11 protein-coding genes are annotated in these 17,975 nt (G+C 70.0%); 5 read left to right on the forward strand and 6 right to left on the reverse strand.

The genetic code is table 11. From position 1 onward, the window contains the following. Nucleotides 1-94 precede the first annotated feature (94 nt). From Dsi01nite_RS33085 to Dsi01nite_RS33105, 5 genes are all read right to left on the reverse strand, one after another. Nucleotides 95-2,641, reverse strand: a complete 2,547-nt coding sequence (locus Dsi01nite_RS33085) for a glycoside hydrolase family 2 protein (protein WP_203850253.1) — start codon at nt 2,639-2,641, stop codon at nt 95-97. Continuing rightward, nucleotides 2,638-3,477, reverse strand: a complete 840-nt coding sequence (locus tag Dsi01nite_RS33090; RefSeq protein WP_203850254.1) for a carbohydrate ABC transporter permease — start codon at nt 3,475-3,477, stop codon at nt 2,638-2,640. Before Dsi01nite_RS33090 ends, Dsi01nite_RS33085 begins: the two co-directional genes overlap by 4 nt. After that, nucleotides 3,474-4,418, reverse strand: coding sequence for a carbohydrate ABC transporter permease (locus tag Dsi01nite_RS33095; RefSeq protein WP_203850255.1), 945 nt, complete (start codon nt 4,416-4,418; stop codon nt 3,474-3,476). The genes Dsi01nite_RS33090 and Dsi01nite_RS33095 overlap by 4 nt, the downstream gene beginning before the upstream one ends. A 63-nt stretch (nt 4,419-4,481) precedes the next feature. Next, nucleotides 4,482-5,789, reverse strand: a complete 1,308-nt coding sequence (locus tag Dsi01nite_RS33100) for an ABC transporter substrate-binding protein (protein WP_203850256.1) — start codon at nt 5,787-5,789, stop codon at nt 4,482-4,484. A 171-nt stretch (nt 5,790-5,960) separates the two neighbouring features. Continuing rightward, entirely contained in the window at nt 5,961-6,815 is an 855-nt protein-coding gene (locus tag Dsi01nite_RS33105) for a LacI family DNA-binding transcriptional regulator (protein WP_203850257.1), read from the reverse strand. A 131-nt stretch (nt 6,816-6,946) separates the two neighbouring features. On the opposite strand from Dsi01nite_RS33105, the gene Dsi01nite_RS33110 reads away from it, so the two are divergent. The 5 genes from Dsi01nite_RS33110 (at nt 6,947) to Dsi01nite_RS33130 (ending at nt 16,446) form a co-directional block, all read left to right on the forward strand. After that, nucleotides 6,947-8,125, forward strand: coding sequence for an ROK family transcriptional regulator (locus tag Dsi01nite_RS33110; RefSeq protein ID WP_239136345.1), 1,179 nt, complete (start codon nt 6,947-6,949; stop codon nt 8,123-8,125). Between the two features lie 87 nt (nt 8,126-8,212). Further along, nucleotides 8,213-9,112, forward strand: coding sequence for a CE1 family esterase (locus Dsi01nite_RS33115; protein WP_203850258.1), 900 nt, complete (start codon nt 8,213-8,215; stop codon nt 9,110-9,112). Beyond that, on the forward strand, nt 9,112-10,365 hold the full coding sequence (locus Dsi01nite_RS33120) for an MFS transporter (protein WP_203850259.1): 1,254 nt from the start codon (nt 9,112-9,114) through the stop codon (nt 10,363-10,365). Before Dsi01nite_RS33115 ends, Dsi01nite_RS33120 begins: the two co-directional genes overlap by 1 nt. A gap of 289 nt (nt 10,366-10,654) precedes the next feature. Beyond that, on the forward strand, nt 10,655-13,150 hold the full coding sequence (locus Dsi01nite_RS33125; RefSeq protein ID WP_203850260.1) for a galactose-binding domain-containing protein: 2,496 nt from the start codon (nt 10,655-10,657) through the stop codon (nt 13,148-13,150). A gap of 14 nt (nt 13,151-13,164) precedes the next feature. Continuing rightward, nucleotides 13,165-16,446 (forward strand): glycosyl hydrolase family 95 catalytic domain-containing protein, encoded by a 3,282-nt coding sequence (locus tag Dsi01nite_RS33130; RefSeq protein WP_203850261.1) that lies wholly within the window; start codon nt 13,165-13,167, stop codon nt 16,444-16,446. Between the two features lie 107 nt (nt 16,447-16,553). Here Dsi01nite_RS33130 and Dsi01nite_RS33135 read toward each other — a convergent pair whose 3' ends face one another. After that, nucleotides 16,554-17,519 (reverse strand): aldo/keto reductase, encoded by a 966-nt coding sequence (locus Dsi01nite_RS33135; protein WP_203850301.1) that lies wholly within the window; start codon nt 17,517-17,519, stop codon nt 16,554-16,556. Nucleotides 17,520-17,975 lie beyond the last annotated feature (456 nt).

Consider the following 17,975-nt stretch of genomic DNA (forward strand, 5'->3'; position numbering starts at 1 on the left):
AATCAGGGCGTCGCCGCCGGCCAGGAGCCCGCTCCAGGCCCAACCCGAGCGGATCTCGACGAATGGGCCGAAGACGCCGGCTTCGACCTGCCGATCACCCGGTGACCTCGCCGAACGACCGGACCGCGAGGTCCAGAGCCACACCGTCCACAGTGGACGAGCGGATGGCGCCGCCGTCGCGCCGGGCGACCCGGAAGACGTGCCGCTCGCCCGGCAACAGCGTGACGAGGGCGTCGTCGACGACCAGGTCCGGTCCCTCGACGCCCAGCGACGCCGCGAGCCGGTCGGCGAACACGCACACGTCCCGCAGCACCGTCCCGGCCGTCACCGTCACCCGCAACGCACCACGGACGGCAGCGACATCGACCCGGCGCTCCGGCCGGGGCGCCGTCAACTCCCGATCGGGACGGTAACTCCACGTGGTCCGCACGCCGTCGACGTCCACCACAAGCAACTCGGCGTGCGGATCCGTGGGCCCGCCGACCCCCGGGTCGACCGGCACGCGGACCAGCCCACCGGCCGGGCACGACAGCGACAGGTCCGCCCGGGCGTGTTCCCGGCCGTTCAGCCCGACCCGCCGGATCAGGACCTGCGGATGCCAGTCGGTGTCACCGTCGTTGACGAGCACGAGCGCGAGACCCGCCGCACCGGTCGGGTCATGGGTCGGGCCCGGCTGCACCGGCTGGATCGTCGCCAGCCGCGGCGCGAACGAACGGCGCAGCGCATGCCACAGCGGCTTCTCGATCCCCGCATGGTCCACCGCCGACCAGCTGATCGCCGGCCAGCAGTCGTTGAGCTGCCACACCACGACCCCACCGCACCGCTCCCGGGACCGCAGCCACTCCACCCCGGTCGCCACGGCCCGCGCCTGGACCACCTGCGTGGCGAAATGCCAGTCCGCGCCCGTGGCCGGGGCCGGCACGTGCGGCTGCAGCCCCCGGGTGAGCTTGTGCAGGCCGTCGATCGCCCGCAGATGATGCTGCGTCAGGGTCGAGTCGGGGCCCGGCGCCTGCCCGTCCAGGACCCGTTCGAGCGTGGTCCACGCGGCCGGGCCGCACCAGCCCATCTCCGCCACGAACGACGGATCGTGGTCGCGGTAGTGCGCGTAGTCCGCGTCGTTCCACGGGATCCACAGATGGGTCGGGCCGTGACTGTCGGCCACCGGGTCCCGGTCCAGGGTGCCCGACCACGGCGAGTTCGGCAGATACGGACGGGTCGGGTCGAGCCGCGCCAGCACACGGGGGAGCACGTCGAGGTAGTACGCCGCACCCCAGCCACGGGCGCCGAGCTGATCCACCCAGCCCCAGTGATGCCGGCCCAGGACCGTCTCGTTGCCGCCGCACCACAGCACCAGGCTCGGATGCGCGGACATCCGCGCCACCGCCTGCTCAGCCTCCGCCGTGACGAGCTCGACCATGTCGTCGTCCTCGCAGTACGCGGCACAGGCGAACAGGAAGTCGTGCCAGACCAGCACACCCCGCTCGTCACAGGCGTCCAGGAACTCATCGGTCGCGAAGTGACCACCGCCCCACACCCGCAGGAGATTGGCGTTGCCGGCAACGGCCTGCTCGATGCGCCGGACCACCCGCTCCGGCGTGACCCGCCCGGCGAACGTGTCGTCGGGAATCCAGTTGTAGCCACGGATGCGCACCCGACGACCGTTGACGACCAGCGCCCAACGGGTGCCGAGCTCGTCCGGCGCCTCGTCGACCGCCACGGAACGCACACCGAAGCGAGCGGCGGCCGCGTCGAGCACCACACCGTCGTGCTCGATCGTCGTCTGGATGCGGTACAGCGGCTGCCCGCCGAGCCCGATCGGCCACCACAGTTCGGGGCCCTCGACCGGGACGGTGATCGCGACCTCGGACCCGGTGACCGTTCCCGTCGCGGCTCCGGCCGCCCCGCCGTCCGGCCCGGTCAGCTCGACCCGGACCACGGTGCCCGCCGGCGCGTCGACCCGCACATGCGCCGTGACGTGCGCCGCGGTGTGATCGTCGGCGAGCCGCACGAGCGGCCGGACATGCTCGATCCGCCCCGTGTACGTCTCCAGCCGGATCCCGCGCCAGATACCGGCGGTCACATGATGCGGCCCCCAGTCCCAGCCGAAGTTCGCCGCCGCCTTGCGCACATGTGCGTACGGCTCGTCGTACGGACTGGGCAGCGCCCCGTGCGCGCGCTCATGCGCGAGGGCGGCGTCCCACGCCGAGGCGAACCGCACCTCCACGAGGTTGTCACCCGGCTGCAGCACGTCGTCGACCCGCCACCGGTACTGCAGATGCTGGTCCTGCGCGGCGCCGACCCGCAACCCGTTGACGAACACCGCGGCGATCGTGTCCAGCCCATCGGCGACGAGATCGGTGCGGGCACCCGGCGTCGGCGCCCACCGCACGTGCCGCTGGTAGTTCCAGCGGGAATGCCCGACCCACATCTGCTCGCGTTCGCCCCAGCCGACGTCCGGGTCGTCGATGAGCCCGGCGGCGAGGAGCGCGGTGTGCACCTCGCCCGGCACCTGCGCGGGAATCGTCGCGGTGCGCACCGCGTCGGGAACGGTCGCTGGACCGGCGGCCCAGGTGAGCTGCCAGGTGCCGCCGAGGTCGTGCCGGACAGCGGTGGCGGTCGTCGCCTGCGTGGTGAGTGTCATCCTTTTACTGCCCCTGCGGTGAGTGCTTCCTGCATACGGCGGCTCGAGATCGCGTACGTGACGTAGACCGGCAGCAGGGTGAGCACGGTGCCGGCGGTCAGGACGCCGAAGTTGGTGGCGTCGGAGATGAGGGTGGGTAGGGCGACCTGCACGGTGCGCACGTCCGGTGCGGTGCCGGTGATGGTGAGGGAGAACAGGTACTCGTTCCAGAACGTCAGCAGTTGCAGGATCGTCACGCTGACCAGACCCGGCATCGCGATCGGGATGAAGACGCTGATCAGCAGGCGCCAGTGGCCGGCGCCGTCGAGGGCGGCGGACTCCACCAGGGCCGGTGGGACGGTGCGCATGAACTGGGTGAGCAGCAGGACCGACAGCGGTAGCGCGCTGGCCGGCAGGAACAGCATCTGGAACTCGCGGGTGTAGAACAGGTCCAGCTTGATCGCCAGGATGACGGTGGGGATGAGCGCGGCGAACGGCGGGATGAGGAAGCCGGCCGAGAAGGCGCCGGTGATGGCGCGGGCGAGGCGGTTGTCCTGGCGGGCCAGGGCGTACGCGGCGGGCAGTGCGAGGGCGAGGGTCAGCACGATCGCGACGGCGGAGATGAGCACCGAGTTGAGCAGTGCGCCGCCGAGGTCGGCGGTCCGCCAGGCGGTGCTGAAGTTGTCCCACAGCCAGTGCGTGGGCAGCGCGAACGGCCGGGTGAAGATCTCGATGTTGGTCTTGAGGGCGCTCACGGCGAGGTAGTACAGGGGCGCCGCGAGCAGCAGTGCGTACAGCCACGACAGGACGGTCGCGGCCGGTCCGCCGGTGCGGCGGGGTCGGCGGATGGTGGTCATCGAGGGTTCTCCCGGGGGCTGCGCAGCAGGACGTGGATCAGGGCCATCCCGGCGATGCCGAGGAGGAGGAGCACGACGCCGACCACCTGGCTGTAGCCGAGGTCCCGCTGGGCGAAGGCCTTGGCGTAGACGAGGTAGGACAGGGTGGTGGAGGAGGTGCCGGGTCCGCCCTTGGTGAGCAGGAGGATGAGGGCGGCGGAGGTGAACAGCGTCCACAGGTACTGCAGCATGGTGAGGGTGCGGACGTAGTCCTTGACCATCGGGAACGCGATCTGCCACATGGTGCGCAACCGTCCGGCGCCGTCGATGCGGGCCGCTTCGAGCACGTCGGCGGGGAGGCTGGCGAGGCGGGCGGCGAACAGGACGGCGGTCCAGCCGATGCCGCGCCATAGGTCGATGGCGATGAGGGTGGGCAGGGCGGTGCCGGGGTCGGCGAGCCAGGCGGTGGCCCAGGTGTCGAGGCCGACGGCGCGCAGCACGCCGTTGACGCCGCCGTCGGGGGACAGCACGCCGTAGAAGACCATGCCGGTGACGGAGATGGAGATGAGGCCGGGCGAGAAGTACAGGATCGACAGGATGCGGTACCCGCGGGGCCGGCTGTTGAGGTGGTAGCCGAGCATGAACGACAGCGGGATCATCAGTGGGATGACGACGGCGACCTGGACGGTGCTGTTGCGTATCGCGGCGTAGAACGTCGGGTCGGCGAAGACCTTGCTGATGTTCTCCGTGCCGGCGTAGGTCGGTTCGTACAGCAGACCTTTCCACCGCAGGGTCGCGATGACGAACATCGCGGCGAGGGGGCCCACGGCGAAGACGGCGAACCACACCAGGGACGGCACTGCCAGCCAGAGCACGTGGGGGGAGTGCAGGCCGCGTTTTCGGGGGCGGGTGCGGGTCGGCCGCGCGGTGGCGGGGCGGGCCAGGGTGCTGGTGGAGGACATCAGACGTTCCTTCGAGTTGACGGGGGCCGCGAACTGGCGCGGCCCCCGCACGACTGGCTTGGGTCAGCCCTTGGTGGCGGTGTCGAGCCCGGCGCAGATCTGCTGCGGCGTCGACTTGCCGTAGGCGCCGGTGAGGACCTGGATGATCCGGTCGGACGCGGCGCCGATCCAGACGTCGGGCACCACGGCGTAGTCGACGGTGGCGTCCAGGCCGAGCGACTGCGTCAGCAGCGGGTTGGTGGCGTAGGAGCCGAAGTCGCCGGTGGTCGGCGGCAGGATGCCGGAGTCCTTGACGAAGTCACCGACGGACGTGTCGGCGTAGAACTTCGTGATGAACTTGCGCAGGTTGTCGATCCGGCCCGGCTCGGCGCCCTTCTTCGTGATCATGAAGCCGACGCCGGTGAAGCCCCGGTACGCGGTCGGCTTCTTGAACGTGGCGCCGCTCGGGACGGGGAACCCGCCGAGGGTCGTCTTCTTGTCGATGCCGGTGCCGGATGCCGTGGACTCGGTGTACGCCCATGAGCCGGCGGGCATGATCGCGGCCTTGCCCGAGTAGTACGACGCGTACATGGCGTCGGCGGTGAGTCCGGCGGCGTTGTCGACGAACACGCCGGCGTCGCGCAGCTGGGTGAACAGCTTGATGCCTTCCAGGACGGTCGGTGTGGAGCAGTAGCCGCCCTTCTGCATGACCTGTTTGACCGTCGCCGCGTCGGTGTAGGACTGCGCGATCTGGTAGAAGAGCTTCTGGCCGGTCCAGTCGTTGCCGCCGACGGCGAGGGGTGCGACGCCGGATGCCCGCAGCTTCGCGGCCGCGGCGATGAGCTCGTCGGTGGTCGCCGGGATCTTGTCGACGCCGGCCTTCTTCAGCAGTTCGGTGTTGTACCACAGTGGCCAGCTGAACCCGGAGAACGGCAGGCCCTGCACCTTGCCGGTGGGTGCGCCGCCGACGCGCCACTCGTCCAGCGCCGCGGGCTTGATCTTGTCGGCGAGGCCCCAGTCCTTGATGTACTGGTCGGCCGGGACGGTGACGCCGGCGTCGAGCCAGCCGAGCGTCTTGTCGAACAGGTTGACGATCACGAGGTCGGGCGACTTGCCCGCGGCGACGGCGTTCTCGACCTGGTCGTCGATGGTTTCGAGGCCCTCGGTGACGTTGACCTTGATGCCGGTCTCGGCGGTGAACGCCTGGAAGACGCGGTTCTGGGCGGCGGCCGCGGAGTTGCCGGCGGACCAGCGGGTGACGACGTCGATGGAGTCGGGGGCGGCGGCCTTGTCGTCTGAGCCGCAGGCGGCGAGCGCGGGGCCGAGGGCGACGGCGCTGATGACGAATGCGGCCACGGCGCGCACGGCCCGCGGCCTGGTGCGGTGGTCCATAGGGAGTCCTTTACGTCTCGAGCAGGAAGGGGTGACGAGCGCATCGACGCAGGGGTGGCGCGTCGGAAGGGGTGCCGACACAGCGTGTCCGACGGCACCGGCGAAGTCAATAACAAAGATTTTTAATCTATGAACTCGCAGCGCAAGGAGCGCCGAGGGCAAAGAGACCCGCTACCGACTGGAGCGCCGGACCACCAGTCGCGCCGGCGCCGCCCGTACCACCCGCGGCTGCTGACCGGACAGCGCCTCGGCCAGGCAGGACCCGACCAGCTCGCCCAGCTCCTGCACGTCATGGCTGACGGCGCTGAGCGGCGGCGCCGCCAGCTGGCACAACGCCGAGTCGTCCCAGGCGACCAGGGACAGCTCGGCCGGCACGGCCAGGCCGAGGCGGGCCGCCTCGTGCAGTGCGCCGAGCGCCATGACGTCGTTGTCGAAGACCAGCGCGGTGGGCCGCTGCTCCAGGGCCGCGAGGGCGGTGACCGCGCGCACGCCCGCCGCCTCGGAGTAGTCGCCGTCGAACGACGTCGTGCGGATGCCGTGCTCCGCGGCGACGGCCTCGAACGTGTGGCGGCGGATGATGGTGTGCGCCATCTGCGCCGGGCCGCCGACGTGGCCGAGGTGCGTGTGACCGGCCGCGACCAGCTGCACCACGACGTCGCGCATGGCGACCTCGTCCTGCGTCCACACCGTCGGCAGCCCCTCGGCCGTGACCGGGTCGCCGATGACGACGCACGGCAGGCCCAGCCGCTTGACCAGCGCCACCCGCTCGTCGCCGGGCAGCAGGTCGATCAGGATGACCCCCTGCACCTGGCCGAACTGCGCCCAGGCCCGCATCCGCTCGACCGCCTGCGGCACCGTGGCCACCACCTGGAGCAGCACCGGCACCCCCAGCGGGACGAGGACGCGTTCGATGCCCGCGATGAACTCGTGGAAGAACGGCTCGGCGCCCAGAACCTCCGCGTCGCGCACCAGGGCCAGCCCGACCGGCGTGCCCTTCGACACCGAGGCGGTGGGTACCGCGGCCATGAGCGCCTCCTCGTGGATTAACCTTCGTCCCCGTAACGTAGTCGTGCGACAGCGTACGGCGAGACGAGAGGCGGTTGAGCGTGGCGCGACGGGAGTCCGCGGCCGCAGGACCCGGTAGCCGTGCGCTCATCGTGGACCTCATCCGGTCCTCCGGACCGATCAGCCGGGTCGAGCTGGTCAAGGCGACGGGCCTCACCCAGCCGACGATCTCCAACATCGTGCGCCGCCTCATCGACGACGGTGTGGTGCGCGAGACCGGCGACCTGGTCGCGACCCGCGGCAAGCCCCGCTCCATGCTGGTCATCAACTCCCGCGCGGCCTACGGCGTCGGGATCCACGTGGCCGCGGACGCGCTGACCTGCGTGGTCACCGACACCCGCGGCGGCACCGTCGGCCGGCAGCTCGTCGCCGCCCCCTCGGGCGGCAGCCCCGCCGAGAGCCTGGTGGCCCGGCTCGCCGACCTGTACCACGAGGTCACGCAGGGCCTGGGCCTGCCACCGCAGAGCGTGGCCGGCATGGCCGTCGTCGGGCCCGGACCGGTCGACGTGACGCGCGGCCGGTTCCTCTCGCTGCCCGGCCCGCAACGACCGGCCGGGCTCGACCTGGCCCACGCCCTGACCGGCCGGCTCGGCGTGCCGGTGCTCGTTGACAGCGACGCCGCGGCCGCGACCGTCGGGGAGTTCTGGGGGCGGCAGGTGTCGCGGGATCGCACCTTCGGCTGCCTGTACATGAACTCGGGCATCGGCTCCGGTGTCGTGCTCGACGGCGCCCTGCACCGCGGCGCGAGCTCCAACGCGGGCAAGCTCGGCCACCTGGCGGTCGTCCGCGACGGGGAGCGGTGCCACTGCGGCAACCGCGGCTGCCTGGAGCAGTACGCCGCGCCCCGCGTCCTCGTCGCCCGGGCCCGGTCGATGCCCGGCCTGGCCGCCCGCCTGCGGATCCGGGACGAGGACCCCGACGCGCGGGCCTTCGACGTGCTGGCCCGGGCCGCGATCTACGGCGACGAGCAGGCGTCCGCGCTGATCGACGAGTCCGCGGAGCTGCTCGCCGAGGGCGCGGTGCTGCTGGCCAATCTCTGGGACATCGACACGCTGGTGCTCGCGGGTCCCGGTTTCGCGGTCGCGGGATCGATCTACGTCACCGAGATCCGGCGCCGGCTGGCGGAGGGCGCGTTCGCGCGGGAGGTGCACGACGTGCAGGTCGACCTGTCGAGCAACCCGCGGGACTCGGCGGCGATCGGCGGGGCGGCACTGGTGCTGCAGGGCTCCGTGGCCCCCGGCCACGGCCCACTGGTCCCCATGATCCGGTAGACCTTGTACACCCCTGGGTGCACAGGCTCTACCGGATCATGGGTAATTGCGTTTCGTCGATCGCGTCGGTACGGGCAGGATCGACGTATGACGAGACTCGGCTGGATCGGTGTGCTGGTGCTGGCCGGTCTGACGGCGTGCGGGGCGGCACCGAAGGCCGAGCAGCCCGCGCAGGTCGGGCCCGGTGCGACGGTGACCGTGCCGTTGGGCGGGCGGCCGTTCACGGTGCGGCTGCCCACCTCGTCCACCACCGGCACGGCGATGCCGCTGGTGGTGCTGCTGCACGGGTTCGGGTCCGACGCACGCGAGGCCGGAGACTACTTCGGGCTGGCCGCCGAGGCCGACCGCCGTGGGTTCCTCGTCGCGGCGCCCGACGGCACGAGGAACACCCGCAACGAGCGGTTCTGGAACGCGACCGACGCGTGCTGCGACTTCGACCGCAGCGGCGTCGACGACTCGACGTATCTCCAGCAGCTGATCGACGCGGTGAAGGCCGCGTATGCCGTCGACGCGGGCCGGGTGTACCTCATCGGGCATTCGAACGGCGGGTTCATGGCATACCGGATGGCGTGCGAGCACGCGGACACCGTGACGGCGATCGTCTCGCTCGCCGGTGCCGTGGCGGACGACGCCACCGGCTGCGCACCGTCGCGGCCGGTCGGCGTGCTGCAGATCCACGGCACCGCCGACGACACCATCCGCTTCGACGGCGGCCGGAACGGCGGCCGGCCCTACCCCTCCGCCGCGACCGGCGTCGAGCGGTGGCGGCGGCTCAACGGCTGTTCGGACCAGACCACGCCCGTCGCCAAGCTGGACCTCGAGGCCGTCCTGCCCGGCGCGGAGACCACCGTGACCAGCTACCGATCCGGCTGCCGCGACGGCGGCCAGGTGGTGCTGTGGACCATCAAGGACGGCGGGCACGTGCCACAGCTGTCCGCCGCCTTCACCCCGGCGGTCATCGACCACCTCCTCAGTCAGCACCGCTGATGGGCAAGGCCCGACCCGGCCGCGCGGACCGGCGGCTGAGCCGCCCCGCGTGGTGGTTCGTCGGCGGCTACGGGCTGTCGGCCGTCGGCACCGGGCTCTGCTACCCGTTCCTGGCGATCTACCTGCACCAGTTCCAGGGGCTGCCGGCCGGCGAGACGGCGGTGCTGCTGCTCGTGCTCGCCGGCGCCGCGGTGCCGATGTCGGTGTACGGCGGTGCGCTCGTCGACCGGCGCTCGCCCAGAGCGGTCGCGGTCGGTGCGTTGCTGGTGCAGACGGCGGGGTGGCTGCTGCTGGCGGCCGGGCGCGGTGACGCGGCCCAGCCGGTGGCGCTGCTCGTCATCGGCGTCGGCACCGGGCTGTTCCTGCCGGCCGTGATCCCGATCATCGCCAGGCTCAGCGGCAGCGAGGAGGCCAAGGTCCGCGCGATGTCGATGCGGTACCTGCTGCTCAACGTCGGCCTGGGCGTCGGCGGCGGGCTCGGCGGCCTGCTGCTGGGTGCCGCGACCGACGCCACCTACCGGTGGCTGTTCGCCGCCGACGGCGTCAGCTGCGCGCTGTACGCCGTGGTGATCGCGGTCTTCGTCCCCCTGCCGCGGGACGCCGACGCGGTCGGGTCCCAGCGCAAGACCCTGGCGCGGTTCCGGCCCGGGCGCGGCTACGTGCTGCTGCTGGTCGCGCAGCTGCTGCTGGTGACGTTCGGGATGGCGCAGCTGGAGAGCGGCGTGCCGCTCGCCGTGCGCACCGACCTGGGCGGCTCCACGACGCTGGTCGGCGCCCTGTACGCCGTCGGCACGTTCGTCGTGCTGGCCGGGCAGCTGCCGGTGTCCCGCTGGGTGGAGCGGGTGCACAAGACGCGTGCGCTGATCGCGATGAGCCTCGTGTGGGCCGGTGCGTGGCTGGTCGGCTACGCCGCGGGCGCCGTGAGCGGCGGGGCCAGGGTCGCGCTGCTCGTCGTCATGATGGTCACGTTCGCGCTCGGCGAGTGCGCCTACAGCCCGGCGTTCTACACCCTCGTGGAGCGGCTGGCCCCGCCCGGCACCCTGGGCCGGGCCACCGGCGCCGCGTGGGCGACGTTCCAGGTCGGCAACACGGTCGGGCCGCCGGTCGCGGTGTACCTGATCAGCACGCCCGTCCCGCTCTGGCTGGTGCTCGCGGCCGCGGCGATCTCCGCCGCGGCGCTGGTGTTCGCCGTGGACCGGCTGATGCACGCGCCGGCGGAGCCGGACCGGTCCTTGACCACCGTCGCCGCGTGACGCGCACTAGCGCGAACGGGCCGATCCCGGGTACGGTCCGCGGATCAGCTGATCCGCCCGGTTGACGTTCCCCTACGACGAGCTTAGATTAATAATCTAACTTTGTGACCCGAGGTCATCGGCGGCCTCGAGGACACCCACGGTCCGACCGTACCGCCACGGTCGGCCCACCTTCGGCACACCCGCCAACCGCCTGAGTCCTCGCCAGGCGGCGATGCCCCCTGCCACCGTCGCTGTCCACCGGTGACCGGCGATCACCGTGGAATCCGTCCCCCGCAAAGGACCCCACATGAAACACCGCAGAACCCGCCCGGCGACACGAATCGCGGGCGGGATCACGGCGCTCTGCGCCGCCGCCGCTGTCGTGATCACCGTGGTGACCGCAGGACCGGCAGACGCCGCGGCGCCGCGGGTCATCCACGTGGCCAAGAACGGCAACGACGCCAACGCCGGCACCCAGGCCGCGCCGTACCTGACCATCAACCGCGCCGCGCAGGAGGCGCAGCCGGGCGACACGGTGCTCGTACACGCCGGGCTCTACCGCGAAACGGTCAAGCCCGCGCGGGGTGGCACCGGCGAGACGGCCCGGATCACCTACACCAGGGCCGGCGACGGCGACGTCGTGGTCAAGGGCTCGGAGGAGGTCAACAGCTGGGTGCGCGGCACCGGCAACGTCTGGAGCGTCACGCTGCCCAACACCTACTTCGGCGGCTACAACCCCTACGCGACCGGCCACCCGCAGGGCGGCGGGGGAGCGACCTTCCCCGGCTACAACGCCGGCGACGTCTACCTCGACGAGCAGGCGTACAGCGAGAAGCCCGCGCTCAGCGACGTGCAGGCCGCACCGAACACCTGGTTCTCGCAGGTGTCCGGCAGCAACACGACGATCTCGGCGAACTTCAACGGCGCCGACCCGAACGCCAAACTGGCCGAGATCAACGTGCGGCGGCAGATCTTCGCCCCGGACGCGTGGGGGCTGGGGTACATCACGGTCGACGGGCTCATCGTGAAGCACGCGGCCAACACCTACTCGGACTTTCCCGACAGCCCGACACGGCGGCAGGCCGGTGCGATCAGCGTCAACGGCGGGCTGCGCTGGATCATCCAGAACAACGTCGTCGTCAACGCCCGCACGATCGGCATCGACATCGGCCTCGGCAACGACGAGTGGGCCGGCAACCGGCCCGGCACCACCCGGACGAACTTCCGCGAGACCAGCAAGTACGGCTCGCACATCGTGCGCAACAACTACATCGGCAGGTCCGGGCAGTCCGGCATCGCCGGTGTCTTCTCGTGGAACTCCGACATCCTCTACAACATGATCGAGGACACCAACTACCGCAACGAGTTCAGCGGCGCGGAGACGGCCCCGATCAAGGTGCACTACATGAACGAGGGCCTCATCAAGGGCAACTACATCAAGAACTCCCGCGGCGGCAACTCCGCCGGCATCTGGACCGACTGGGGCAACCAGAACGTCCGGGTCACCGGCAACATCGTCATGAACGCCCCGTGGGGGTACTACGCCGAGGCCGTCCACGGCCCGATCCTGGTGGACAACAACGTCTTCATCGGCAACAGCGACATCCGCACGCTGGACGCCACCGGCATCGTCTTCGCCAACAACCTGTTCATCGACAACGGCCGGTTCGCCATCGACGGGGGCGGGCGGGACGCGTACTACTTCCAGCCGGGCACGATGAACGAGTCGACGGCGCTGACCTCGCCGCAGAAGGACTTCTGGTACAACAACCTGGTCCAGGGCTCGACGCTGCCGGACAACGCGACCGGCAAGACGCACGTGAAGGAAGGCAACTTCACCGGCGTCGTGTCAGGCGTGCAGTACACCGCCACGAACACGGCCATGCAGCTCAGCTTCAACCTCAACGCCACCGGCATCAGCGGACTGACCCCGGCGACCAGGGCCCGGGTCGGCACGATCCCGCGGGCCAACGAGAGCATCGCCGCCGACGTGACCACCGACTTCTTCGGCGGCGCGATCAACACGGGCAACGTCATGGCCGGGCCGTTCGCCGGTGCGAAGAACGGGGCCAACACGTTCACGCTGTGGCCGCCGGCCGGCCAGACCGTGCCGAAGCCGCCCGCGCCGCCGGTCGGCGGGCCGGTGAACCTGTCCCGCAACGCCGCCGCCCGGGCCACCGCGTCCTATCAGGACGGTGCGCTCGTCGCCGCGAACGCCATCGACGGCAACACCGCGTCGCGCTGGTCCAGCGACCACAGCAACGACAACAACGCCTGGATCACCGTCGACCTCGGCGCCGCCTACCAGGTGTCCACCGCGGTCCTGTCATGGGAAGCCGCCTACGCTCGCGGGTACAAGGTCCAGGTGTCCGACAACGGGACACAGTGGACGGACGTGTACTCGACGACCACCGGCGACGGCGGCAGCGACACGGTGAACATCAACCGGACCACCCGCTACGTCCGGATGCAGGGGGTCACCCCGAACACCCAGTGGGGCTACTCGCTGTGGGAGTTCGAGGTGTACGGCAGCGCCACCGGCCCGACGTTCTATGCGGCGGCCGACTACGCCGGCACCGGGGTGTCCCTGGGCGTCGGCAGCTACGACCTGCCGCAGCTGCAGGCGGCGGGCATCGCCAACGACACCGTCTCCTCGATCCGGGTGCCGGCCGGCTACTCGGTCACCGCGTACGCCGACGCCGGCTTCGCGGGCACCGCCTGGACGTTCACGGCCGACGCCGCGAACCTCGTCCCGACGGGCAACAACGACGCCATCTCCTCGCTGCGCATCGCCACCCGGTGAAGGACGGACACACCATGAGACGCAACGCAAAGCGACGACTGCTCGGCATCGCCCTGGCCGTGCTGGTCCTCGGCACGGCCGCGGTGCGGCTGCCGGCCGCCCTCGCCGACACCGTCAACCTCGCCCGCAACTCCGCCGCCCGGGCCACCGCCTCCTACCAGGACGGCACGCTCGTGGCCGGCAACGCCATCGACGGCAACGGCAGCACCCGGTGGTCCAGCGACCACAGCAACGACAACAACGCCTGGATCACCGTCGACCTCGGCGCCGCCTACCCGGTGACCACTGCGGTGCTGTCGTGGGAAGCCGCCTACGCTCGCGGGTACAAGGTCCAGGTGTCCGACAACGGGACACAGTGGACGGACGTGTTCACCACCACCACCGGCGACGGTGGTTCGGACACGGTCAACGTCAACCGGACCACCCGCTACGTCCGGATGCAGGGGGTCACCCCGAACACGCAGTGGGGCTATTCACTGTGGGAGTTCGAGGTGTACGGCGAAGGCCCGCCGCCGACCGGTGGCGGCGGTGGCTCGGCGACGGTCGCGCCCTCCACGACGTATCCGCAGACCTACGGCGACTGGGCCAACGGGCTCCTCGCCGGCAACGGCAAGCAGGGCATTATCGTCTTCGGCAACCCGCGCAACGAGACCGTGGTCTTCAACGACAAGCGGTTCTTCATGGCGCGGTCGGAGGCCCGCCCGCACCGGACCTTCAACACCGTCAGCGCGGACAACATCAACCGGATCCGCGACCAGCTGATCGCCGGGCAGTACCAGTCGGCGAACCAGCTCGCGGCCGACGTCCAGGGATACGGCGGCGGCGGCGAGGGCAGCAAGCACCCGGGCTTCAAGATGACCATGCAGATGCCCGACGCCGGCACGGTCCGCAACTACGTGCGCTCCACCGACTACGCCAACGGCGTGGTGTCGGTGAAATGGACCGACGACAAGGGCAACTGGCAGCGCGACTCGTTCGTGTCGCGGACCGACGGCATCACCGTGCAGAACCTGCCGGCGCCGAGCGGGCAGCGGCTGAACGTGACGCTCGGCCTGTCCGTCGACGCGGGCATGAACCTGACCAACAAGGGCGTCACGTTCACCAACACCTCCAACGTGAACTTCCTCAACCTCCGGGCGAAGTACCCCAACGGCAGCTACAACGCCGGATACGAGGGCGTCACCCGGATCCTGACCGACGGCACGAAGACGATGTCCGGCACCAACGTGGTCGTCGCCAACGCCACCTACGTGACGCTGCTGTCGCTCACCCAGCGCTACAACGGCACCTACAACGGCGGCGTCACCGCCGAGACCGAATGGAACCGGCAGCTGCTGCAGTCGAGGCTGTCCGGGATCACCGACTCCTACCAGGCGCTGCTGAACCGGCACACCGGCAACCACCGCGAGATCTTCAACCGGGTGTCCTACGACCTCGGCGCCAGCGCGTCGGACCGGGCCAAGTCCACCGAACAGCTGCTCGCCGAGCAGAAGGCGTCGGGGAACCCGATCCCGGCACTGTACGAGCGGATGTTCTCCGCCGGCCGCTACCACCTGCTCGCCTCCAGCAACGACACCGCGGCACCGGACCTGCTCGGCAACTGGACCGGCGACAGCAACGTCGGCTGGGACGGCTACTACCACCTGGACGCGAACCTCAACCTGCAGATCTCCGGCGGCAACGTCGGCAACATGCCCGAAGCCATGGCCGGGTACTTCTACCTCAACCAGCAGTGGCAGGCCGACTTCCGCACCAACGCCCGCAAGCTGCTCGGCACCCGGGGCATGCTGACCGGCGGCAACACCCCGAACGAGGAAGGGCTCATCTCCAACATCAACTTCGACTACCCGTACCAGTACGTCACCGGCGGCGAGTCGTGGCTGCTGCAACCGTTCTGGGAGTACTACCAGGTCAGCGGCGACACGACGTTCCTGGCCAACAAGTACTACCCGCTGATCCGGGACATGGGCGACTTCTACGAGGACTTCCTGGTCAAGAAGGACGCCAACGGCAAGTACATCCTCACCGGATCGATCTCGCCGGAGAACCGCCCGGCGGGCGGGGTGCCCCTGGCGAACAACTCGGTGTATGACATCGCCGGCGCCCGGTTCGCCCTGTCAACGCTGATCAAAACGAGTCAGACGCTCGGCCGGGACGCCGACAAGATCCCGGTCTGGCAGGAGAAGCTCAACAACCTGCCGCCGTACATCATCAACAACGACGGCGCCCTCGCCGAGTGGGCCTGGCCCGGCCTGGCCAACCAGAACCAGTACCAGCACCGGCACTCCAGCGGCCTGATGCCCGTCTGGCCGTACCGCGAGCTCACCCCGGAGACGAACCCGGCGCAGTTCAACGCGGCCAAGGTGTTCCTGCAGAAGAAGGACGCCGGCAACTACGAGAACGCCGGCCACGGCCTGCTGCACGGCGCGCTGATCGCCGCCGACCTCAACAACGCCGCCTCGGTCAACGCGAAGCTGCTGCGGTTCGCCAAGGACGACTACTACTACAGCAGCATGGCCACCTCCCACTACAACAACCACAGCGTGTTCGCCACCGACGTGGTCAACTCCGTGCCCACGATCATGATGGAGATGGCGGCCGCCACCCAGCCCGGCACGATCGACCTGCTGCCGGCGATGCCCGCCGGCCTGTCGAAGGGCTCCGTCAACGGCATGCTGGGCAAGGGCCAGTTCACCATCAACAACCTGACCTGGGACAACAACGCCCACACGGTCAAGGTGACGCTGACGTCGAAGATCAACCAGAACCTGACGGTGATCCAGCGCAACGGCATCGCCTCGATCACCACCGACGGCAGCCCGGTGCAGAGCTCCCCGCTCGGCACCATCGCCCGCGTCGTGCCGTTGCAGGCCGGCCGGGCGACGACCCTGAACATCACCACCACCGCGGGCCGGACCAACCTGGCCCTGGGCAAGCCCGCCTCGGCGTCGTCGGATTCGGGCAGCACGCAGACCGCCGCGAAGGCGTTCGACGGCGACCAGTCGTCCCGCTGGGCCGCCAACCAGAACGTGAACAACTGGGTCCAGGTGGACCTCGGCGGCACGGTCAACGTGAGCGAGGTCGACCTGGTCTGGGAGGCGTCGTACGCGAAGGCGTACAAGCTGCAGGCATCGACGGACGGCTCGACCTGGCGGGACATGTACACCCAGACGAACTCGTCCGGCGGCACCGAACGGATCCCCGTCAGCGGCCAGGCCAGATACGTCCGCATGCAAGGCACTCAACTGTCCGGGCAATGGGGCTATTCGCTGTACGAAATGGAGGTGTACGGCTGAGCCAAGCGCGCGGGAGGGGTGTCGGCGCCCCTCCCGCGTCTGCTTGCCCACCAACGCCCCGGACTCGATCCGATCGAAACGTGTGGTCCTACCTGTGACGGCGACGGTCAGGCTGAAGGCGCAGCAGTGGCTTGCTTGATCGCATCCAGGTCCGACGCCGACAGCTCCAGGTTCTGCAGCGCGGCAATGTTGCTCTCGAGCTGCTCGGCGCTGCTGGCGCCGACGATGAGGCCGGTCATGCGGGGATCGCGAAGCGCCCAGGCCAATGACATCTGGGCCAATGACTGGCCCCGCCGCTTGGCGATTTCGTCGAGGGCGCCGACGCGGGCGAGCGTCGCGTCGTCCACGTCGCTGCGGGAGAGAAAGCGACTGTGCCGTGCGCGCGAATCGTCGGGGATCCCGTGCAGGTAGCGGTCAGACAGCAGACCTTGTGCCAGTGGGCTGTAGGCGATGCAGCCGGCCCCGCACGCGTCGAGCGCCTCCAGCAGCCCGTCGGGTTCGATCCAGGGATTGAAGATCGAGTATGCCACCTGGTTGATGAGCAAGGGCGTGCCGAGATCGCGCAGCATGGCGGCGGCCGCAGTGGTCTGTGCCGCGTTGTAATTGCTGATGCCGACGTACAGCGCTTTGCCCGCGCGGACCACGCTGTCGAGCGCGCTCATCGTTTCTTCCAGGGGCGTCCGCGGATCCGGGCGATGGTGGTAGAAGACGTCGACATAGTCGAGGCCCAGGCGCGTCAGGGATTGGTCAAGAGACGCCACCAGTGACTTGCGCGAGCCGAAATCACCGTACGGTCCGGGCCACATGTCGAAGCCGGCCTTCGTGGATATCAGCAATTCGTCACGGTGCGAGCGGAGATCGTTCGTGACGATGCGGCCGAAATTCGCCTCGGCGCTGCCGCCCGGGGGCCCGTAGTTATTTGCCAGGTCGAAATGGGTGATGCCCAGGTCGAAGGCGCGCCGGACCAGATCGCGCTGCCGTTCGATCGGCCGACCGTCGCCGAAGTTGTGCCAGAGCCCAAGGGAAATGGCCGGAAACTTCAAGCCGGATCGGCCGGCCCGGCGGTAGGCCATGGTGTCGTAGCGGTCGGCTGCTGGGGTGTGCGTCACGCCCTGATCTAACCGTCCGGTCCGGAGCGTAGCAATCTTCACAGTGCCGCGGAATTCTGGGGCAATTGCTGCAGCGGCTCGCGCGGCTTGCTCAATCCCGCCTCCCGCCTGCGGATTTGAGAACGATTCCCCGGCAATCGGCGTGGCGAAATCAATCTGAAGAAACTGAAGATTTCCTCGCGGGTGCCCGGCCGGCCTTTGGCCGTCCGACGGTCCTGAAAGTTCAGGCGACGAGTGGTGACGATGTGAACGGAAGGCGGTCCGGATGCCTACGCCGACGGCATGCGCGCCGCTATTGCGACAGGGCTGACCGCGCGCGGCTTCTGCGTTCGCACCCTGATCCGCATGCGTCCAGGCTGGCACGCCACCGGGCGCCGTCGATGATCGTACTGAAGTTCAGTGAAGAACGCAGCGAGCTGC

Source organism: Dactylosporangium siamense (genome assembly GCF_016862795.1).
In the GTDB taxonomy this organism is placed as follows: domain Bacteria; phylum Actinomycetota; class Actinomycetes; order Mycobacteriales; family Micromonosporaceae; genus Dactylosporangium; species Dactylosporangium siamense.